At 73.2% G+C, this 20,587-nt stretch carries 14 protein-coding genes; 4 read left to right on the forward strand and 10 right to left on the reverse strand.

Annotation, left to right across the window (positions count from 1 at the left end; translation table 11 throughout):
* Positions 1 to 120: 120 nt before the first annotated feature.
* Both ACWC91_RS34580 and ACWC91_RS34585 read left to right on the forward strand, forming a co-directional pair.
* Positions 121 to 1,713 (forward strand): PspC domain-containing protein, encoded by a 1,593-nt coding sequence (locus ACWC91_RS34580; protein ID WP_376505825.1) that lies wholly within the window; start codon positions 121 to 123, stop codon positions 1,711 to 1,713.
* A complete protein-coding gene (locus ACWC91_RS34585; protein ID WP_281156486.1) occupies positions 1,700 to 1,942 on the forward strand; it encodes a hypothetical protein in 243 nt (80 codons plus the stop codon). Before ACWC91_RS34580 ends, ACWC91_RS34585 begins: the two co-directional genes overlap by 14 nt.
* 49 nt (positions 1,943 to 1,991) lie before the next feature.
* Here ACWC91_RS34585 and ACWC91_RS34590 read toward each other — a convergent pair whose 3' ends face one another.
* The 3 genes from ACWC91_RS34590 to ACWC91_RS34600 all read right to left on the reverse strand — a co-directional run bounded on the left by ACWC91_RS34590 (position 1,992) and on the right by ACWC91_RS34600 (position 5,094).
* The gene (locus tag ACWC91_RS34590; protein ID WP_376505827.1) at positions 1,992 to 2,519 is read right to left on the reverse strand and encodes a TQO small subunit DoxD; all 528 of its coding nucleotides are present in this window, start codon (positions 2,517 to 2,519) and stop codon (positions 1,992 to 1,994) included.
* Between the two features lie 309 nt (positions 2,520 to 2,828).
* Positions 2,829 to 4,100 carry a hypothetical protein gene (locus ACWC91_RS34595; RefSeq protein ID WP_225077937.1) on the reverse strand — a complete coding sequence of 424 codons (1,272 nt, stop codon included), beginning with the start codon at positions 4,098 to 4,100 and terminating at the stop codon, positions 2,829 to 2,831.
* A gap of 193 nt (positions 4,101 to 4,293) precedes the next feature.
* Complete coding sequence (locus ACWC91_RS34600; RefSeq protein WP_225077938.1) at positions 4,294 to 5,094, reverse strand: class II aldolase/adducin family protein; 801 nt, start codon at positions 5,092 to 5,094, stop codon at positions 4,294 to 4,296.
* 185 nt (positions 5,095 to 5,279) lie between these two features.
* Here ACWC91_RS34600 and ACWC91_RS34605 point away from each other — a divergent pair, with 185 nt between their 5' ends.
* Positions 5,280 to 5,753 carry a pyridoxamine 5'-phosphate oxidase family protein gene (locus ACWC91_RS34605; RefSeq protein WP_450643444.1) on the forward strand — a complete coding sequence of 158 codons (474 nt, stop codon included), beginning with the start codon at positions 5,280 to 5,282 and terminating at the stop codon, positions 5,751 to 5,753.
* Between the two features lie 7 nt (positions 5,754 to 5,760).
* Here the strand turns inward: ACWC91_RS34605 and guaA are convergent, their stop codons facing one another.
* A complete protein-coding gene (gene guaA / locus ACWC91_RS34610) occupies positions 5,761 to 7,341 on the reverse strand; it encodes a glutamine-hydrolyzing GMP synthase (protein ID WP_225077940.1) in 1,581 nt (526 codons plus the stop codon).
* 365 nt (positions 7,342 to 7,706) lie between these two features.
* Here guaA and ACWC91_RS34615 point away from each other — a divergent pair, with 365 nt between their 5' ends.
* Positions 7,707 to 8,018 carry a chorismate mutase gene (locus ACWC91_RS34615; protein ID WP_225077941.1) on the forward strand — a complete coding sequence of 104 codons (312 nt, stop codon included), beginning with the start codon at positions 7,707 to 7,709 and terminating at the stop codon, positions 8,016 to 8,018.
* Between the two features lie 776 nt (positions 8,019 to 8,794).
* Here the strand turns inward: ACWC91_RS34615 and ACWC91_RS34620 are convergent.
* From ACWC91_RS34620 to ACWC91_RS34645, 6 genes are all read right to left on the reverse strand, one after another.
* Entirely contained in the window at positions 8,795 to 10,573 is a 1,779-nt protein-coding gene (locus ACWC91_RS34620; protein ID WP_225077942.1) for a GMC oxidoreductase, read from the reverse strand.
* Positions 10,574 to 10,603: 30 nt separating this feature from the next.
* On the reverse strand, positions 10,604 to 12,217 hold the full coding sequence (locus ACWC91_RS34625; RefSeq protein ID WP_281156489.1) for a succinic semialdehyde dehydrogenase: 1,614 nt from the start codon (positions 12,215 to 12,217) through the stop codon (positions 10,604 to 10,606).
* 124 nt (positions 12,218 to 12,341) lie between these two features.
* Entirely contained in the window at positions 12,342 to 14,102 is a 1,761-nt protein-coding gene (locus ACWC91_RS34630) for a protein kinase domain-containing protein (RefSeq protein ID WP_450643335.1), read from the reverse strand.
* 69 nt (positions 14,103 to 14,171) lie between these two features.
* Positions 14,172 to 15,830: a protein kinase domain-containing protein gene (locus ACWC91_RS34635; RefSeq protein WP_450643337.1), complete on the reverse strand. Its 1,659-nt coding sequence runs from the start codon at positions 15,828 to 15,830 to the stop codon at positions 14,172 to 14,174.
* A gap of 74 nt (positions 15,831 to 15,904) precedes the next feature.
* Positions 15,905 to 17,527, reverse strand: a complete 1,623-nt coding sequence (locus ACWC91_RS34640; RefSeq protein WP_450643339.1) for a protein kinase domain-containing protein — start codon at positions 17,525 to 17,527, stop codon at positions 15,905 to 15,907.
* Between the two features lie 160 nt (positions 17,528 to 17,687).
* Positions 17,688 to 20,462: a protein kinase gene (locus ACWC91_RS34645; protein ID WP_450643341.1), complete on the reverse strand. Its 2,775-nt coding sequence runs from the start codon at positions 20,460 to 20,462 to the stop codon at positions 17,688 to 17,690.
* Between the last annotated feature and the right edge of the window lie 125 nt (positions 20,463 to 20,587).

The raw sequence follows: 20,587 nt of genomic DNA on the forward strand, positions 1-20,587 counted from the left end.
CCCGGGCCGCGGCTCCACGGTCTGTCGAACGCTTCCCCGGCCACGGCTCAGGGGCGAATCAGGGTTCGCCCAGGGTCGTCCCGGCTCCCGCCACGACCGCACGCCCGTCACCATGGACGCATGACGAATCACCAGCACGCCGCGAGGGGTCCGGCACCCGGCTCCGGCCCGGGCCCGTCCCCGGGCACCGGGCCACGGGACGGCGTGCCCGGCACGGGTGCGGGTGCGAGTGCGGGTGAACAGCCGCGGGCACCCGGGCAGCCGGGCGCGCCGCACGCGGACGAACGGCCGGGCTCGGCCGACGGGATGGGAGGCGAGAGCGTGACGGGCACGACGGGGGCGGCCGAACACCGGGATCCGGCCGCCGGGCCGGAGACCGGGACGGCGGGAGCCGGCACCGCTGCCGGGGCGCGCGCCGGGGCCGATACCGGAACGGGCGGCACCGGCGGTGTGCCGAAGTACCGGCGGGACCGGGCCCACAGAGTGATCGGCGGCGTCTGCGCCGGCCTGGGGCGGCAGTGCGACATGGATCCGGTGATCTTCCGGATCACGCTGGCCGTGCTGGCCGCGACCGGCGGCATAGGCCTCATCTTCTACGGCTTCGCCTGGCTCTTCGTGCCGTACGACGACGAGGAGGAGAACGAGGTGCGCAAGCTCCTCACCGGCCGGGTGGACGGACCGGCTCTCGCGGCCGTGCTGTTCGCGCTGGTCGGCTGCGGGGTATTTCTGTCCATGCTGGGCAACGGCAGCGTGCTCTCCTTCGGCGTCGTCCTGTCCCTGCTCCTCGCCGGTGCCGGGTACTGGTCGCAGCACCGCGGCGCCCCCGGCCCCGACCCGCTGGCCGCCCAGGCCGCGGCCGACGCACCGCCGGAGGCCCAGGCGCCGCCGGTACCCGCGGTCTATCCCTCCTGGTGGCGCGACCCGATCGTCAAGGACGGCACCCACGTCGGCGGCACGGGCTATCTGTGGGGCCCCCGCGACTCGCGCGGCCGCGACGTCGCCGCGGCCGTCAACATCGGCCTCGGCGCGCACGCCGGCGAGTACACCCGTCCGGTGCGCACCGAGCCGCCCCGCCCCCGCGGCCCGCGCGGGATCGGCGGCTGGGTCTTCCTGCTGGCCCTGCTCGCCGGCGCCCTAGGCACCCGCCTGACCTGGGACGACGAGGCTCTGGGAACCAGCCTCCAGGCCGGTCTTGCCTGCGCGCTCGCGGTCTTCGGCCTGGGCATGGTGGTGAGCGCGTTCCTGGGCCGGACGGGCTTCGGCTCGATACTGCTGGCGCTGGTCACCGCGGCTCTGCTCGGCACATCCGCCGCGCTTCCTAAGGACATCACCACGCACTGGGGGCAGCAGACCTGGCAGCCCGCGGCGACGGCGGGCGTCCAGCCCGGATACCACCTCGGCACCGGGGAGGGCACGTTGGACCTGACCCGGATACGCCTCGGCAAGGGAGCGACGGTGACGACGAAGGCTCAGGTGGGCGTGGGCCGGCTGCGAGTGATCGTGCCGGCGGGCGTGACCGTCAGGGCGAACATCGAGGTGGGGATCGGCGACATCCGGCTGCCGGGCGACACCTCACAGGACGTGGACGTGGCGCCCGGCCGGCACCAGAAGATCACGCTGCCCGCGACCGCGGGCGGCAAGGACGCCGGGACCCTGGACATCAAGCTCCAGGTCGGCGTGGGACAGGCGGAGGTGAGCCGTGCTGCGCCATGAGTTCCAGCCGGGGAAGCTGGTGTCCGGTGTCTTCCTCACCGGCGCGGGTGTGGTCTACGCGGGGGACGCGGCCGGTGCCTGGCAGGCCCCGTGGTTCCTGCTGGTCCCGATGGTCGTCGGCGGCCTGTGCCTGGGAGGCGCGGCGGCGGTGGTGAACAGGGCCGTGCGCAGGCGCCGGGACGCCCGCGCGGTCCTCGGCGGGACAAGTTCGGGGGGAGGAACGGGCTGAGCTGTCGGCACTCCTCCGTGCCGAACCGCCGGCACTCCCCCGTGGCGAGCTACCGGTACTCCCCCGCCCGTCGCCGTCGCCGTACCCGCAGCACGGAGTCGGCGGAGAGCATCGGGGCGCCGGCGAGGACCAGGGGCAGCCAGGCCATCAGATAGATGAGGTCGTTGCCGTAGTAGTAGGGGGTGGTGGCCCAGCTGACCGTGAGCCACAGGCTGAGGGAGATCAGCGCGCCGCCGACCGCGGCCAGGCGGCCCAGCAGTCCGATGAGGGTGCCGAGGCCGACGGCCAGTTCGGCGAAGGCGATGCCGTAGCCGAAGCCGACCGGGTTCTTCAGGGCCAGGTCGACCAGGGCCGGGATGGCGGAGGAGTCGCGGACCGCGCGCATCGTCTCGCCGATCGACCCGGAGCCGGTGTCCTGCATGAAGCCGCTGGAGGTGAGCTTGTCGAGACCGGCGTAGATGAAGGTGACGCCCAGGAAGATACGGAGGGGCAGGAGGGCGAACCGGCCCGCCGTGTCCCGCCGGCCTGGACTCAGATCGGCATGCATGGGCTGGGTGTCCGTACGAACCTGGGTCATCGCTGCGAGCCGCCTCTCACCGCCGTCGTATGTGTGCCCCTCAATCGACCATACGTATGCGGGACGGGACCCGCTCAACCCGAAGGGGAGGTTTTTCCGGTTTCCGCGTGACTTCGGCTCATGCGTCCCAAGGCATAGGGGTGCTGACGGCCCTCCACAAATCCCTCCGCACCCGATCCGCCGGAGGTGTCATCCGCCGCCATTCCGTCCGTCCAGCGCTCCGGCAGTCCGGCAGTCCGGCAGTCCGGCAGTCCGGCAGTCCGGCAGTCCGGCAGTCCGGCAGTCCGGCAGTCCGGCAGTCCGCACCTGTTACTCCGTCACGTCGATCGTGTACCGGTTCGTCTCCACGCCCGCCGCCGTCACCACCTGCACCTCGACCCGGCCCGGCTCCACGTCCGCCGGGACGGGCACGGTCAGTGCCGTGTCCGTGGGATTGCTGAAGCCGCCCGTGACCGGGACGAGGGGCACGTGCACGTTGACCGCGCCGATACGGACCCTCATACGGGCCAGCCGGTCGGCTCCCTGCGCACCCGGCGGGACGAACCCGGCGCCCCTGATCTCGATGTCGTCGCCCGTCCGGATCGGCGCGTCCAGGTCACCGGCCTCCCGGGCCCTGACCACCGACAGGACGACGGGACGGCCGCCGTCGGCGTACTTGCCCGCCAGGTAGGTCGCCGCCGACACCAGCACCACCACCGCCAGCCCCCACGGCAGGTCGGGCAGTTGGTCCGGGCGCCGGGCCAGTCGCACCGCCGCGAACGCCAGCGCGACGGCGCTGATCACCACGTACTGGATGTCCGTGAAGGCGCCCCGTCCCGAGTCGTCGGTCAGCAGGTCGGCCGCCCGCGGCCGGTCGGCGCGCACCTTCTGGAGCCGCTGCCCCAGCACCCGCAGTCCGACCACCCGTCGTACGAGGACCGCGATCCCGCACACCACGGCGAGCACGGTGACCACACCGGCGCCCCGGGCCAGGTCCAGCCCGGAGATCACGGCGTCGCGCTCGGTGTGGTCCGAGGCCGCGGCGAGCCGGCCCGCCAGCACCAGCACCGCGTACGCCACGAACAGCACCCATCCCACGGCCACCGCGCGGGAGGTGGACAGCCGGTTGTCCTCGCCGATGACCGGAGCGAGCGCCCCGCCACGCCCCCGGTGGAGCCAGGACGCGGCCGTCAGCGCCCCGGCCACCAGGACGGCCGCCACCAGTCCTGCCGTCCGGGCGGAACTCCAGCCCGCGCCGACCGCCGTCAACGCCTGCACCAGAAGCAGCAGTACGACCGCCGCCCACACCGTGTACGCCGTCCAGCGCCACAGCCGTGCCAGCCAGGCCTCGCCCTCGGCCCGCCCCCGCTCGGCGACGAGTTCAGCGGACTGCGTCAGTTCCTCCGAGACCCACTGCCGGGAGGCCGACGCCGAGTGCGCCACGGCCGCCGGCAGGCCCTGGCCCGCGGCGAACTCGTCCCGCTTGAGAAGGAACGCGGCAACGGCCTGCCGGTGCCCCGCACGCGCCCCGTGCGGGCAGTCCCCGCAGGTGCAGCCGCCCCCGTGGGCGCCCACGCCGCCTCTCGCCTCCTGCACCGCCACGCCCGACGCCCGCCTTCCCCGGATCCCGCGGCCCGGCCGCGGCAACAACACCCCTACACAGAAGGCGAATTGTGCCCTATACCGCCCCGCTCGCGTTCGCCAGGTCCGGTCAGCGGGGGTGAAGCAGGGAACGCTGTATTGACCGGGCTGCGGGAACCTCCACAGGGGCGAGATGTCCAGCGTGCCGAAGGGCTCAGGTCAGCAGGTCGGGTTCGCTGCGGCTGATGTCCTGCCACAGGGGCTGGTAGTTGATCCACGCCACCAGGTCGCCGCCGAGCTGCTCCCGGGTCGCGACCGCCGGTTCGTGGTCGATCAGGACCGGCCGGCCCGCCGCCCGGGCGGTCAACTGCACCTGGCAGGAGCGTTCCATGGCCAGGAACCACCAGGCGGCGGCGTCCACCGAGTCGCCGACCGTGAGCAGGCCGTGGTTGCGCAGCACCAGTGCCTTGCGCGAGCCCAGCGCGGCCGCGATCCGGCGGCCCTCCTCCACGTCGACGGCGACGCCGGTGTAGGAGCCGTAGACGGCGTGGTCCTCGTAGAAGGCGCAGCTCTCCTGGGTGATCGGGTCCAGGAGGTCACCGAGCGCCGCCAGGGCGCGGCCGTGCACCGAGTGGCAGTGGGCGACGGCGACGACGTCCGGGCGGGCGGCGTGGACCTGGGCGTGCACGGTGAACGCGGCCTGGTTGACGTGGTGGCGGCCCTCGAGCACCTGCCCGTCCTTGTTGGCGAGCACCAGGTCGCTCACGGTGACGTGCTTGAACGGCATCCCGAAGGGATTGACCCAGAAGCAGTCGCTGAACTCGGGGTCGCGCGCGGTGATGTGGCCGGAGACGCCGTCCTCGAGACCGGACCGGCCGAAGATCCGCAGGGCGCCCGCGAGCCGCTCCTTTCGGTACCGGCGTTCGTCGTCCACCGACTCGTGCATCGGCGGCATCGCGAACAGCAGCTTCTCGGTGGGCAGGGGCGGTGGCGGGGTGGGGGCGGGACCGTGCATGGGACCTCCGTCGCTGGATCGACGACGTACGGGCCGGAAGCTACCGCCGAACGGGTCAGGATACGAGCGCGGTGCGGTGAAGATGCCCGGCAGCGCACCGGCTCCGCCGCAGGATGCCGCCCAACGCCGCCGACCGCCTCCGAATCCCGACAGGGGATGTCGGGTATCGCCGACACACTCGATGCATGGCGACGAACTGGGCGGCCTTTGCCGCGGCGGAACCCGACCTGGCCACGACCGTCGAGCAGCGGTTCAGGGCGTTCCCGCACCACGTCCTGGCGACCCTGCGCGGGGACGGCTCCCCGCGCACCACGGGGCTGGAGGTGCGCTTCCTGAACGGCGAGCTGTGGCTCGGCATGATGCCGGGTTCGCTCAAGGCGCTCGATCTGCGCCGGGATCCGAGGTTCGCGCTTCAGGCGAACCCGGGGCCGGACACCGCGATGGCCGGCGGTGACGCGCGGATCGCCGGGCGGGCGGTCGAGGTGGAGGACCCCGAGGTGAAGGGCGCGTACGTGAAAGAGGTGGAACCGCCGCAGCCGTTCCACCTCTTCCGCACCGAGTTGACGGAGGTCGTACGGACCTTCGTCGAGGACGACACGTTCCTGGTCGTCCAGGTCTGGAAGCCCGGAGAGCCGGTGCGGACTCTCAGGCGGGCCTAGGACCGGCTCACTCCCACTCGATGGTGCCCGGCGGCTTCGAGGTCACGTCGAGGACCACGCGGTTGACGTCACGGACCTCGTTGGTGATGCGGGTCGAGATCTTCGACAGGACGTCGTAGGGCAGCCGCGACCAGTCGGCGGTCATGGCGTCCTCGCTGGAGACCGGGCGCAGCACGATCGGGTGGCCGTAGGTGCGGCCGTCCCCCTGGACGCCGACGCTGCGGACATCCGCGAGCAGGACCACCGGGCACTGCCAGATGTCACGGTCGAGGCCGGCCGCCGTCAGCTCCTCGCGGGCGATGGCGTCGGCCTCGCGCAGCAGGTCCAGGCGCTCCTTGGTGACCTCTCCGACGATCCGGATGCCGAGGCCGGGGCCCGGGAAGGGCTGGCGCTGGACGATCTCGTCCGGCAGGCCGAGCTCCTGGCCGACCATGCGGACCTCGTCCTTGAACAGCTGGCGCAGCGGCTCGATCAGCTTGAACTCGAGGTCCTCGGGCAGGCCGCCGACGTTGTGGTGCGACTTGATGTTCGCGGTGCCGGTGCCGCCGCCGGACTCGACGACGTCCGGGTAGAGGGTGCCCTGGACGAGGAACTCCACCGCCGGGCCCTCGTCCGCGATGATCTCCGCCTGGGCCTGCTCGAAGACGCGGATGAACTCGCGGCCGATGATCTTCCGCTTCTCCTCGGGGTCGTTGACCCCCTTGAGGGCGGTGAGGAAGCGCTCCTCGGCGTCCACGACCTTCAGCTGTACGCCGGTCGCGGCCACGAAGTCCTTCTCGACCTGCTCGGTCTCGCCCTTGCGCATCAGGCCGTGGTCGACGTAGACGCAGGTCAGCTGGGAGCCGATGGCCTTCTGCACGAGTGCGGCGGCGACCGCGGAGTCCACGCCCCCGGACAGTCCGCAGATCGCCCGCTTGTCGCCGACCAGCTCGCGGATGGCGGCGACCTGCTCGTCGATCACGTTGCCGGTGGTCCAGTTCGGCTCGAGGCCGGCGCCGCGGTAGAGGAAGTGCTCCAGGACCTGCTGGCCGTGCGTGGAGTGCATGACCTCCGGGTGGTACTGGACGCCGTACAGCTTCTTCTCGTCGTTCTCGAACGCGGCGACCGGGACGACGTCCGTGGAGGCCGTGACCGAGAAGCCCTCGGGGGCGGCGGAGCAGGCGTCGCCGTGCGACATCCACACGTCCTGGTCGGCCGGGGTGCCCTCGAAGAGGGTGGAGGAGGGCTTCGAGACGGACAGTCCGGTACGGCCGTACTCGCGGGCTCCGGTGTTGTCCACGGTGCCGCCGAGGACCTGCGCCATCAGCTGGAAGCCGTAGCACATGCCGAAGACGGGGACGCCGGACTCGAAGATCTCGCGGTCGAGGCGCGGGGCGCCCTCTTCGTACACCGAGGAGGGGCCGCCGGAGAGGATGATCGCCGCCGGGTTCTTGGCGAGCATCTCCTGAACCGGCATGGAGCTCGGCACGATCTCGCTGTAGACCCGTGCCTCGCGGACGCGACGGGCGATGAGCTGGGCGTACTGCGCGCCGAAGTCGACGACCAGGACGGTGTCGGGGGCGGCGGCAGCGGGGGTCGCTGATGACACGGGGTGCCTTCCGGCGGTCGGGGGGGTCCTTGTGCTTGTCGATTCTACCGACGTGGCCGCGGGTACCTCCCCGGCCGCCTCGGCGACTGCCGCCCAGGGCGCCCCGTCCGGGACCCGTCCAGCCGTCCGTCTCATCAGGTGAACCGTGTTGGACGTCGCGGGCAGGCGAGGCATACTGGTTTCATGCTCGCGCAGACGACCTTCGTGTTTACCTATGGCACCCGGCCCACCGGCTGCCATGGTCGTGCTGCTTGAGCAACTGACAAGCGACTTCCCAGGCGCCCCGGGCCGACAAGGTCCGGGGCGCCTGGCGTTGTGGTCCTTGTCATCCGGGGCACCGCACCCGACCAGCGAGGAGCCCCGCCATGACCGCCACCGCAGCACAGCCCCAGACCCCGGCAGCCACCGCCGCGAGCGGCGCCCGTACCGACGAGGCCGCGAACGTGATCAGCGGCGCCCGGGAGCGCATCGACACCCTGGACGACCGGATCATCGGTCTGATCCAGGAACGGATGGCCGTCTCCGCCGTGATCCAGGAGACCCGGATCGCCTCCGGGGGCCGGCGGGTGAACCTCTCCCGCGAGATGGAGATCCTGGGCCATTACAGGGACGCCCTGGGCAAGCCGGGCACAAGCCTGGCGATGACCTTGCTGGAACTGTGCCGGGGCAGGATCTGACCCCCTCACCGCCGCCCTCCCCACCCGCACCCGCTCCCATGTCCCACCGCTCTCACCCGTACGGCGCGTGACCGCCGCGCGGTCCGCCTCGTTGTCCCGGTGTCCGCGCCAGCCAGGGGCGGGCCCGAAAGAACCACGCGTGGATCTCGGGAGCGATGAGGCGTGCGGATCGTGCCGCGCGTCGTGGGACCTCGCTCCAGGGAAGTGACCGGACGGCAGGGGACAGCAGCCCGGTCACCCGGATAAACGGCCGGCTCCGGGGACGCCCGGGGCCGGCCGGCGGAACGAAAAACACACAAGGCCGGATCAAAGGGTTGCGGACGCCAGATTCGTCCAGCACGATGCCCGCACAGCTCCCGGCTCCGACCTCCCGCGCGGACGGCAGCGCCGCGGTGCGCCACCCGACCGCCAGAGGTCGAGACCAGGTACGCGCCCCCCGTGCGCCGGGGCGCACGACGACGCATCACGACGCGCGGAGGGCACACGACTGCCGCAGGCGGCGCAATCTCCCGGCGCCGCTCCCCCGGGCACCGGCGCCGCCCTGACGTCGGTACCGACGAGAGAAGGGCCCCGCGGCCCGAGGCCGCGGGGCCCTTCTCATGCGCGCTCGTGGACACGGACCCGCGGAGATGTGACGCAGGACACATCAGAATCCTGCCGACCGGGGCGCAACCTTTCACAGTCCCCCCGGGTCACATCAGCAGACGGAGGAGGACCTGTGCCAGGAGGGGGGTGCAGGTCCTCTCTCTTTCCAGGTCTGTTCACCGGCGCCGTTCCTACTTCTTGGGCGGTACCGACGGCATCCCCAGGAACGGCAGCCGCAGCGCGCCGAAGGCGTCCGCCGGGACCGCCGGATGCCGTGGCTCCACCGCCCGCAGTCGCTCGTAGGCCGCACCCTGCGGCGGGCGCGGGTCGGTCTCGCCCTTGTTGGGCCAGTACGACATCGCCCGCTCGGCCTGGGCGGTGATGGTCAGCGACGGGTTCACCCCCAGGTTCGCCGAGACCGCGGCGCCGTCGACGACCGAGATGCCGGGGTGGCCGTAGAGGCGGTGGTACGGGTCGATGACGCCGGTCTCGCGCGAGGCGCCGATCGGGCAGCCGCCGAGGAAGTGCGCGGTGAGCGGGGTGCCCATCAGCTCGCCGACGTTGGACCCGGCGAAGCCGTTGATCTCGGCGGCGAGCGCGGTGGCGCCCTCCGTGGCGGCCCTGATCTGCTTGGGGTTGGGCGCGCCGTGCCCCTGGCGGGCTGTGAGCAGTCCCTTGCCCACACCGTCCGGTTTCAGGTACGTGGTCAGGGAGTTGTCCAGGGACTGCATCACCAGGCCGATGATGGTCCGCTCCGACCAGCGGCGGTTGGACAGGGAGCGCAGGACCAGCAGGGGGTGGCGGGCGGCGTTGGCCAGCCAGGCCGCCGCTCTGGACGAGCCCTCGGCGTACGGGACCTGGAGGATCGAGAGGCCGCCCATCGAGTTGGAGCCCTTGCCGTAGCGGACCGGCTCGATGTGGGTGTTCTCGTCCGGGTGGATGGAGGACGTGATGGCGACTCCGCGGGTGAAGTCCGCCTTAGGCTCCCCGGTCGCCTTCCGGTAGCGCCGGTCGTCGGTCTGGGCACCCACCAGGGCCTCGGAGTTGGTGCGGGTCAGCTCGCCCAGCCGGGGCGAGAGGAAGGGCAGCCGGCCGCTCGCCCTCATGCGGTGCAGCAGCGTCTGGGTGCCGTAGGTGCCGGCCGCCAGGACCACCCCGCGTGCGGTGAACAGACGGCCCGCGCCCTTCCTCCTGTCGTCGGTGGGGAGCGCGGCGACCGCGTAGCCGCCGCGTGAGTCGTCCGTGACCGACACGACCGTCGTCATGGGGTGGACCACCGCGCCCGCCTTCTCGGCGAGGTACAGGTAGTTCTCGTTCAGGGTGTTCTTGGCGCCGTGCCGGCAGCCCGTCATGCACTCGCCGCACTCGGTGCAGGCCTTGCGGTCCGGCCCGGCCCCGCCGAAGTAGGGGTCCGCGACCCGCTCGCCCGCCTTCGCCGTCGTCGTGCCGTCGGCGTCCTCGCCGTCGCCGAAGAACACACCGACCGGCGCCATGTGGAAGGTGTCGCCGACGCCCATCCGCTGTGCGGCGGCCTTCAGATGGACGTCGGAGGGGGTCGTCGTCGGGTTGAGCCGCACGCCGAGCATGCGCCGCGCCTGGTCGTAGTACGGCGTCAACTCGTCCTGCCAGTCGGTGATGTCCCGCCACTGGGGGTCGTCGAAGAAGGGCTTCGGCGGTATGTAGAGGGTGTTGGCGTAGTTCAGGGAGCCGCCGCCGACACCCGCGCCGGCCAGCACCATGACGTTGCCGAGCAGGTGGATGCGCTGGATCCCGTACATGCCGAGCTTCGGGGCCCACAGGTAGTTCTTCAGGTCCCAGGAGTTCTTCGGCAGGGTCTCGCGGGTGAAGCGGCGGCCCGCCTCCAGGACGCCGACGCGGTAGCCCTTCTCGGTCAGGCGGAGCGCGGAGACCGATCCGCCGAACCCCGACCCCACGACGATGACGTCGTAGTCGTAGCCGTCTTGAGACACGTGCTCTCCTTGTCGGGAACGGGGTGTTGGCTAGCGGAAACGGCACGCCTTCATCAGCCTCAGGCTGCGGCTCATGAACGCCGCGTACCTCTCGTCGTCCATGCCGAGCGACGGGGCCATGGGCAGCAGCCGCTGGTGGGCCAGGGTCTGGGCCTCGGTGTACTTGAGGATGCCCTCGGAGCCGTGCCGGCGGCCGAGCCCCGAGTCCTTCATGCCGCCCATCGGCGACTGGACGCTGCCGTAGGCGGGCGCGTAGCCCTCGTTGATGTTGACCGTGCCGGTACGCAGCCGGGCGGCGACCTCCCGGCCGCGGCGGGCGTCCTTCGTCCAGACGGACGAGTTCAGGCCGTACGGCGTGGAGTTGGCGCGCTCGATCGCCTCGTCGTCGCTCGTGAAGCGGTAGACGGAGACGACCGGGCCGAAGGTCTCCTCCGTGCACACGGCCATCGGGGCATCGACGCCGTCGAGGATGGTGGGCTCGAAGAAGTACGGGCCGATGTCCGGGCGGGCGACGCCCCCGGCCACCACCTTGGCACCCTTGGCGACGGCCTCCTCCACATGCCGGGTGACGGTCTCCAGTTGCCGCTCCCCGACCAGCGAGCCCATGTCGGCGCCGTACGCCAGGGACGTGCCGAGCCGCATCGCCCGCGTACGGGCCGCGAACCGCTCCAGGAACGCGTCCGCGACCGCCTCGTGGACGTACAACCGCTCGATGGAGATGCACAGTTGCCCGGCGGAGGAGAAGCAGGCGCGGACCGCTCCGGCCGCCGCCTTCTCGATGTCGGCGTCCTGGAGCACCAGCATGGCGTTCTTGCCGCCGAGTTCGAGGGAGACGCCGACCAGGCGGGCGGCGGCGCTCCGGGCGACCTCGCGTCCGGTGCGGGTGGAGCCGGTGAAGGAGACGTAGTCGGCGTGCTTGACGACCTCGGGGCCGACCACCGGGCCCTCGCCGATGACGACCTGGAACACCTCGGCGGGCAGCCCGGCCTCGACGAGCAGGTCGCGGGCCCACAGCGCGGTCAGGCAGGTCTCGGTGTCGGGCTTCATCACCACCGCGTTGCCCGCGACGAAGGCGGGCAGCGCGTCGCCGACGGACAGCTCCAGGGGGTAGTTCCACGGGGCGATCTGGCCCACCACCCCGCGCGGGTGGCGCAGTTCGGTGACGCGCGTGAGGGCGGGGATGGCGCCCGTGTGCCGCTTGGGCTTCAGGTAGGCGGCGGCGCGGCGGCCGTAGTGCCGGGCGGCGACGGCGACGGCCTGGACCTCCTCGTGCGCGTGCAGGCGGGCCTTGCCGGTCTCCAACTGGATCAGGTCCAGGACCTCGGCCTGGCGGGCGAGCACCAGGTCGTGGAAGCGGAGCAGGACGGCCGCGCGCTGCCGTACCGGGACCCGCGCCCACACCGCCTGTGCGGCGCGGGCCCGTTCGTAGGCGCCGGCCACGTCCTCGGGGGTGGACTCGGGCAGGTCGGCGAGCTTGTCGCCGGTGAACGGCGTGTGGTTGGCGGTCCGGCCGGATCCGGCGACGCCCTTGGTGAGCCGGGCGACCAGCTCGGGGGTCACCACGTCGGCGGCGGTACGGGCCCCCGCGGGGGCGGGGGCCTGGGGATTGGTGCCGGTCTTCGCCGGGGCCTGCGCGTCCGTCATGACGCGCAGGGTATGCCGGTCGGGCGGCTTTGTGTACCCGTCAGTAATAGGGATTCACGGGATTCACCGAGTGCTCACGGCGCGCCAGTGATCACTGGCAACGAATACGCTGATCAGGGCGTTGTCACAGGAGATCGAGGTCCAGGTTGGCGATCGCGGCGCGCGCCACCTCACGCCCGCGTTCGGTGAAGTCGCCCTTGCCCGGGTAGCCGACGGTGAGCTTGTAGAGGTCGCCCTGGGCGGTCGTGTAGTAGAACATCCGCAGCTCGCGCGGCATCGGGTGCGTGCTGTCGTCGGTGGTGTAGACGATCGTGTTCTCGGCGGCCTTCCTGCCGTGGTACGTCGAATCCTTCGGGTGGGTCGCAGGGTTCTCGGGCATGCCGAACTCGTAGCTGCCGGACTGCTTGTAGGTGCCGTTGTCGTCGTACATCTGGGCTGCCGCGGAGTCCTTGATGGAGCGTTCCGGCTCCTCGGACTTCCTGAGCAGGCGCAGCCCGACCGTGATGCTGCCGCTCCAGTCGCTGTAGGTCACCCAGTGCTTCTTGTCGTTCTTCCGGTCCGGCACCTGCCGCTGGTAGTCCTTCGGCACGGCGATCGTCGCCGCGACGTCCTTCTCGTGGTGGGTCGCCCAGCCCTCGGGCAGCGGACCCGCGAACGGACGGGCGATCAGGACGTACGCCGTCACCGCGGCCGCGACGACCGCGGCGCCGAGCCCGAGCCACGCCCCGCGCCCGAGCCGGAGGCCGCGCGGCCCGCCGGGAGCGCCCTCGGCGTACCGCACCACCTGCGTGGGTGCCGGGGCGGGCGGCGCGGCGGCCGCCTCCAGCAGGGCGCGGACCCGGGAGGCGGGCGGCCGGTGCGCCGGGTCCTTGTGCAGCAGACCGGTGATGGCCTCGGCGAGCGGGCCCCGCGCGGCGGCCGGCGGCGCGGGCGTGGCGTTGAGGACCGACTGGAGGGTGGCCGGGGTGTTGCTGCGGCGGAACGGGGAGACGCCCTCGGTGGCCGCGTACAGGACCACGCCGAGCGACCACAGGTCGGAGGCCGGGCCGGGGCGCTGTCCCAGCACCCGTTCCGGCGCGATGTACTCGGGTGAGCCGACGAAGCCGCCGGTGTCGGTCAGGCTGGTCTCGCCCTCGATCTGGGCGATGCCGAAGTCGGTGAGGACGATCCTCTCGTGCCGGCCGAGCAGGATGTTGTCCGGTTTGACGTCCCGGTGCAGGATGCCCGCGGCGTGCGCGGCCTCGAGCGCGCCGAGCACCTCCAGGCCCATCCGGGCCGCCTCGCGGGCGTCCAGGGTGCCCTCCTGGAGCGCGGCGCCGAGCGAGCGGCCCTGCACCAGCTCCATCACGATCCACGGCTGCCCGTCGACGACGGCCACATCGTGGACGTTGACGACCGCGGGGTGGTCGAGCCGGGCGGCGGCGCGGGCCTCGCGGCGCATGCGCTCGAAGGCGTTGGCACGCTCGCGTTCGGGAAGGTGGTCGGGGACGCGGGGCTCCTTGACGGCGACCTCGCGGTCCACCGTCTCGTCCTTGGCCCGCCACACGGTCCCCATGCCGCCGTACCCGAGCTTGGCGAGCAGCCGGTAGCGCCCGCCGATCAGCCGGCCGGCGCCGGGGTCCTGCGGCTGCCCGGGTGCGGTGCCTTGCGGTTGGCCAGGTGCGGTGCCCTGCGGTTGCCCGGGTGCAGTGCCCTGCGGTTGGCCAGGTGCGGTGCCCTGCGGTTGCCCGGGTGCCGTGCCGTGCGGCTGCCCGTCCCCGGCGCCCGGTGCGGGCGCGGCGTACGGGTTGTGCGGGTGGGGCACCCGCGCCTGCGGGTCCGGCGGTCGCAGGGCGAAAGTCGTCGGATCGTCTGCCCCGTGCTGGGCGCCCCCGTGGTTGCTCATGGGTCCATCCATATCGCGACCGCCTCCGCCGACTCCAGCAGGGGGCGCATCCGGTCACCGACCCGTGACCTACCGTGCGTGGAAACTGCCGACCGCGACGTCGAACTGCTCCTTGGCCTCGCGCACCCTGCCGACCGGCGCCGACACCCACACGTCGTACATCCGCCCGTCCTGCTCCCAGCACAGGTCGTAGGTGTGCCGCGGGCCCTCCGCCGCGCTGAAGCCGTCCCAGGTGAACTCCCACAGGGCGGCCGGGTGTCCGCGGTGGGTGGTGGCGGTGACCCGGCCGTCGTGGTAGCCGGGGTTGGTGTCCGGTCCCGCCGCGTCGGCGCGGCGCATCGCCGCGAGCGGGCCTCCGCCTCCCGGTTCGGTGACCTTGACGCCGAGACGGAAGGCCTCCCCGGGCGGCATGTAGAAGATCCGCTCGCCCTGAGGCTCGCGGGTGAAGCCGTCCGGTACGGCGACGGAGAAGCCGGCCGCGTCGTGGACCAGGTGGTAACCCGAGGGCGCGGTGGTGCCGTCGACGGCGGGCGGGGCGGTACGGGTGACGGTGACCGTGGAGACCGGGACGGGGAGCGAACCGGGCGGCGAACCGGGCGGTGGTGCCGGCGTGGTCGACGGGGAGGCGGTGCCGGCCGCGGTGCCGTCGGAGGTGTGCGGGGCCGGACTCGTCGGCGTACCGCCGCCGTTGTCGCCGCCCCGCATCAGCAGCGCCGCGGCGGACACGCCCGCCCCGGCCGTGGCGGCCACCAGCAACGCGGCGATCAGCACGTTCCGGGTGGGGTACCGGACGGAAGCCGGGGAGGCGTCCGCCGCCGGCGCCGGCCCGGGCGCGTGGGGCACGACGGGCACGCCGCGCTGCGTCGGCGTGCGGGGGACCGACGGCTGGGGTGTGCGGCCCGACTCCAGGAAGGCGCGCAGCATCCGCTCCGCCTCGGCCGCCGCCAGCCGCTGGGCCGGATCGCGCTCCAGCAGCCCGCGTACGACCGGCAGGATCGGCGCGGCCTGCGCGGGCGGCCGGATCTCGTCGAAGACGACCGCGTGCAGGATGCCGCCCAGCGAATCGCGCCGGAACGGCGACTTGCCGCTCAGGGCGGTGCACAGCAGCGCGCCGAGCGACCACAGGTCGGACTCCGGTCCGGTCCTGGCCCCGGACATCCGCTCCGGCGCGGTGTACTCGGGCGAGCCGACGAAGGACCCGGTCTCGGTGAGCGTGGTCGCGCCGGCCATCCGCGCGATGCCGAAGTCGGTGAGGACGATCCGGTCGGTGCCCGGCTCCACCAGGACGTTGGCCGGCTTGATGTCCCGGTGCAGGACACCGGCGGCGTGCGCCGTGCGCAGCGCGCTCAGCAGGGCGACGCCGATGCGTGCGCCCTCGGCGGCGTCCACCGGGCCGTGTGCGGCGATCCGGTCGGCCAGCGAGCCGCCGTCGATCAACTCCATGACGATGTACGGGCGTTCGTCCTCGACGACGACGTCGTGCACGACGACGATGTGCGGGTGCCGCAACTGGGCGACCGCGCGGGCCTCGCGCAGGGTGCGCTCCCGTTGGAGAGCGGCCTCCTCGGTGGACAGGGTCTCGTCGAACGCGAGTTCCTTGACCGCGACCCGCCGTTCGAGGAGTTGGTCGGTCGCCCGCCAGACGATGCCCATCCCCCCGCGTCCGAGCCTCGCCTCCAGGCGGTAACGGCCCGCGATGACACGGAAGTCGTCCCCCTCGATCCCCATACGCCCCATCATGCCGCATCCTCCGGCCGCCCTCCGGGACGACGACCGGCCAACGACGCGGCCCCCGGCCGGGGTCAGCCGGCGGTCGGCTGCCAGCTCTGGAGCACGGTCTGGAACTGCTGCCGCGTCCGCGTCCAGTCCTCCTCCGGCGCGGACATGTAGATCGCGTACTCGACGCCCTCGCGGGAGAAGTACGTCTCCTCGATGGCGTGGCGCGGGCCGGGGAACGGCGTGTCCTTCGCCAGGGCCGTCCAGCTGTACTCCCACAGGGAGCCCGGGCGGTCGCGGTAGGTGTTCGACTCCAGGCTCAGCCGCCGGTAGTCGACCAGCCTCTGGAGCTGCTCCTCCAGGTCGAGTTGGTGCTCGTGGCCGGTGGAGAAGTCCGGCGTGTCGTCCACGGCGACGCGGATGAAGTGCTTGCCGCCGTCGGGGGTGTAGTCGACCTGGTGGGTCGCCTCGTCGAACTCCTGCCGCTGCCAGCTCTTGTCGGGCACGGCGATGCTGAACCCGTAGGGGTCGTGGACGCGCACCCAGCCGTCCGGGAGTCCGCCCGCGGCGTCGGTGGTCGGGGAGGGCGTGGGGTCCGGCGGCGGCGACTGGGAGGTGCCGGAGTCCTGCCGCCGGTCCTGGTCCCACTTCTGCAGCATCAGGGCGGTGCCGCCGCCGACGAGCGCGGCGAGCGCCACGACCAGGATCAGGGTGCGCAGGCGGCGTCTGGGTACCGGGGCCGGGGGGTGCTGCTGCACGGGTCCGGCGGCCGTCTGCGGGGGCACCGGGTACGGCGTGGTGGCCGGCGGCCACGACCCCCCGGCGGGATGCGCGGCGGTCTCCGAGGGGAAGACGACCGCCTGCGTGGGCACGTACGCCTGCGCGCTGCTCGGCCTGCGGCCCTCGGCGGCCTCGGCGAGCATCTCCTCGGCCTGCGCCATCTGCGGCCGTTCGGCCGGGTCCTTGCGCAGCAGGGCGGTGATGACCGGGGCGAGCGGACCGGCGTGCCGCGGCTCGCGCGGCTCCTCGTCGACGACCGCCTGCATGGTGCTCAGCGGCGAGGTGCGGCGGAACGGCGACAGGCCCTCCACCGCCGTGTAGAGGGTGGCGCCCAGCGCCCACAGGTCGGAGGCCGGCCCCGGGTCGTGGCCGCGGACCCGCTCGGGGGCCAGGTAGTCGACCGAGCCGACGACCTCGCCGGTGCGGGTGATGGTGGTGTCGCCCTCTATCTGGGCTATGCCGAAGTCGGTGAGCAGGACGCGGCCGTCCTCGCCGAGGAGGACGTTGCCGGGCTTGACGTCGCGGTGCAGCACTCCGGCGGCGTGCGCGGCGCGCAGGGCGCGCAGCACCCACAGGCCGATCCGGGCGGCCTCCGCCGGGTCCATGCGGTCCCGATCCTTGAGCGCGTCCGCCAGCGAGCGGCCCTCGACCAGCTCCATCACGATCCACGGGCGGCCGTCGTGTTCCAGTACGTCGTGCACGGTCACGACGGCGGAGTGGTTGATCCGTGCCGCCGCGCGTGCCTCCGCCCGGGTGCGCGCCAGCAGGACCTCCTGGTCGCTCTCGGCGACGTAGAGCGCGGCGGTCAACTCCTTGATGGCGACTGCCCGGTGCAGCACCTCGTCGTGCGCGCGCCACACCCGGCCCATGCCGCCGCTGCCGATGGCGTCGGCGAGCCGGTAGCGGCCCGAGAGGAGCAGGCCCTGCATCTGATTCACGTTTCCCCGCAGTGGTCTTGACAGGCTCAGGGTATGGACCAGCACGCCTGCTGGGAACCGGCGGGGTCCCAGGAAAGCCTCACTGTGACGGTTGTCGCTCCCCGGAGTGTGTGGTTCGGGCGGTTCCGGCGGTTCGGGTGGTTCCGGCGCTTCAGCCGGTGTACCGGTACGTCGCCGAAGCCTGCTCGTACAGCGTGGTCACCCGGTCCCGCTGGGCCTCGGGCCCCCGTACCTGCAGCACGTGGTACTTGCCGTCGATCAGGGTGGCCAGGTTGCGCACGTACAGCTGCCGCCCGCTCGCGTCCGTCCAGGTGAACTGCCCCTCGGCCATGGTCCGTCCGCCGACCTGGGTGGTCCGCAGGCCCGTGGAGGTGGCCCAGCTGGAGTCCCGGTAGGCCTGCAACTCGCCCTCCTTCTCCCGCTGGTACGCCATCGGGTCGCTGCCGAACTCGGCCGCGGTGTCCCGTCCGGGCACCACGATCAGCTCGAACGCCCCCTGGGAATAGATGACTTGGCCCAGCCCGTTGCCGGGCGTACGGGCCCAGTCCTTGGCCACGGCGATCTGGAAACCGGCCGGATCCTCGCGCAGCGCGAAGCCGTCGGAGACGTCCGGCGCGGTCGTCTGCGCCTCGGCCGAACCGGCCGTCTTCGAAGGGCTGTCGTCCGCCGCGGGGGAGCCCTGGCCGGGTTGTGGGGCGCCGTTCCCGCCGTCGTCGCCCGAGTGCGCCGGGGCGGGGCTCGCCTCGCCGGCGGTTGCGGTGCGGTCGCCGCCCGCCGCGCCGTCGCGGTCTGCCTTCGGCATGAACAGCATCGCGTAGGCGACGGCTGCGGCCATCAGAAGGAGGATGAGCAGGAGCAGCGTACGGCCCAGGCGCCGCGGCGAACCCGTGTGCCGCTTGTGCCGTCCGTGCGGGGCGGGCAGCCCGGCGCGCCGCCTGCGCACCAGCTCGCCGCGGCGCCGTACGACGGGCAGCCTGCTGGGATCGGCGGGCGGGGCGGCGATGACGTGCGCGCCGGCCTCCGGCTCGGGCGCCGAGCGCACCAGCGAGCGCAGCCAGCCGCGCAGCTCCTCGAAGTCGATTCGCTCGGTGGGGTCCTGACGCAGCAGCGACTCCACGACCGGGCGCAACGGTCCGCACTCCTCCGCGTACGCGGGCGGCTCGGCGCACACCATCTGCACCAGCTCGGCGGTCGACTCCTCCGGGTAGGGCGCGTGGCCCTGCACGGATCTGAAGAGCAGTGCCCCCAGTGCCCACAGGTCGGTCGCCGGGCCGATGGGCGCGGCCAGCTGCCAGTTCTCGTGCACGGGCCCGGCCTGCTCCGGCGCCCACCGCTCGGTCACCGGCCCGACCACGGCCGTCCGAGCCTGCCGCGCCCGCTCGGCGGCCAGCGCGGTGGCGGGCCCCCGCCGCACGGGACCGCCGGCGGCGAGATCGCCCCAACGGGCCGGTACGCGCCCGGCATCATCCGCCGTCCCCGCGCCGGGCTCGGCCCTGCCTTGTGCGGGCACCACGTACCCCCCGCCCGAAGTGCCGTGACCGGCGACCGGGCCGCCGTGGCCCGAGCCCGCGATGCCGTGGTCCGGTGCCGGACCGGGGGTGGTTCCGGGTCCGAGGGCGGGCGTGGCTCCCAGTCCCGTGGTGCGGGCCGGGTGCGTGCCGGGCTCGTCGTCGGTGGGGCGGTCGGGGGACGCGGGCGGGAGCGCCGTGCTCGCTCCGGGGTGCGGGGCGGTGCCGTTCCGGGTGGGGGTCCGGACGCCGTACGGGTCGGCGATCTGGCCCGGAGGGGTGACGGTTCCGGCGGCCCGGGGCCCGCCCTCGACGGGTGTGCGGGCGCCGGGAAGTTCGGCGCGTGCGCTCTGCTGCGCCTCCTGCACCCGGGCGGCCGCCCGCGCGCCGGCGCGGTACGCGGCGATCGCCCCGGCCCGCGCCGCCCTGATGTCCCCGCCGGTCTGAGGCGTCCGCCGCGCGGGCGCGCCCGGCGCACCGGGCCCCGCGTCCGGGCCCGGCAGCGGCAGCGGCCCGGCCGTCCGCGCCTCGATCGCGGCCCGCCGCGCGGCCTCGGGATCCGCCGACGGAGTGCCGGCGCCGCCCCCGAAACCACCCGAGCCGCCCCCGAAACCGCCGAAGCCGCCCGTGACCTCGGTGGATCCGCCGAAGCCCGCCGCGCCGGCCGCACCGGCCGAGGCACCGAGGGCCGTGGAACCGCCCGGGGTGCCGGACACGCCGTCAGGATCGTCCTCGTCCCCGGTGTCCCCGGTGCCCCCGGTGTCCTGGACCGGGACCGGGTCGTACCCGCACAGGGCCTCCTCCGCCGCGCCGACCGCGAGGCCGGTCAGCATCACGCGGCCGTCGTCGCAGACGAGGACCGTGCGGGCGGTGATGTTGCGGTGCACCCAGCCGTGGGCGTGCAGCACGCGCAGCGCCGTGAGGATGTCGGAGGCGACCTCGGCCGCCCGGTACGGCGTCAGCGGCTTCTCGGCGAGCAGTGCGGCCAGCGGCCGCGCGGCGACCAGTTCACTGACGACCCACAGCGAGCCACCCTCCGCGAACACGTCGAAGACCTGGTCGAGCCGAGGATGGTCGGGGATCCGCGCCGCGGCCTGCGCGGCCTCGACCGCCCGCCGCACCGCCGGATCGGTGGGCCGCCGAGTCGCCCCACGGGCACCACGGGCCTCGCCCGCCGTACGCCCGATACGGGCCGGCCCCCGCCGGGAGGCTCCGTCGCGCGCGGTGAAACCGTCGGGCAGCCCGTCCGCGTCGAGCACCTCGGCCTCGACCACCTCCGGCAACGGCACCTGCCGGAGGAGGACTTCCTGCCCGCTGTAGGTGTCGAAGGCCCGGGTCTCGGTCAGTTCGTACTCGTCGGACGGAGGCAGCGGCAGGCGGTAGCGGTCGGCGAGAATCCGGCCCGCATAGTCGTCCACATTGCCTCCCCCGGCCGCACGGTCGGTCAATTCCGTTCGCCACGCGGCCCGTTCCCGGTGCTTACGGTCCGCAACCACTCACGATACGTGCCGGAGGCAACCCGCAAAGTCGGGATGACGGATCT

It is taken from the genome of Streptomyces sp. NPDC001204 (assembly GCF_053598035.1).

Coding starts and splice junctions, on each gene's coding strand:
- ACWC91_RS34640 (WP_450643339.1), bottom strand. CDS start 17,527: ATGCAGGGCCTGCTCCTCTCGGGCCGCTACCGGCTCGCCGACGCCATC.
- ACWC91_RS34590 (WP_376505827.1), bottom strand. CDS start 2,519: ATGACCCAGGTTCGTACGGACACCCAGCCCATGCATGCCGATCTGAGT.
- ACWC91_RS34580 (WP_376505825.1), top strand. CDS start 121: ATGACGAATCACCAGCACGCCGCGAGGGGTCCGGCACCCGGCTCCGGC.
- ACWC91_RS34630 (WP_450643335.1), bottom strand. CDS start 14,102: ATGAGCAACCACGGGGGCGCCCAGCACGGGGCAGACGATCCGACGACT.
- ACWC91_RS34605 (WP_450643444.1), top strand. CDS start 5,280: ATGGCGACGAACTGGGCGGCCTTTGCCGCGGCGGAACCCGACCTGGCC.
- ACWC91_RS34615 (WP_225077941.1), top strand. CDS start 7,707: ATGACCGCCACCGCAGCACAGCCCCAGACCCCGGCAGCCACCGCCGCG.
- ACWC91_RS34635 (WP_450643337.1), bottom strand. CDS start 15,830: ATGGGGATCGAGGGGGACGACTTCCGTGTCATCGCGGGCCGTTACCGC.
- ACWC91_RS34625 (WP_281156489.1), bottom strand. CDS start 12,217: ATGACGGACGCGCAGGCCCCGGCGAAGACCGGCACCAATCCCCAGGCC.
- ACWC91_RS34600 (WP_225077938.1), bottom strand. CDS start 5,094: ATGCACGGTCCCGCCCCCACCCCGCCACCGCCCCTGCCCACCGAGAAG.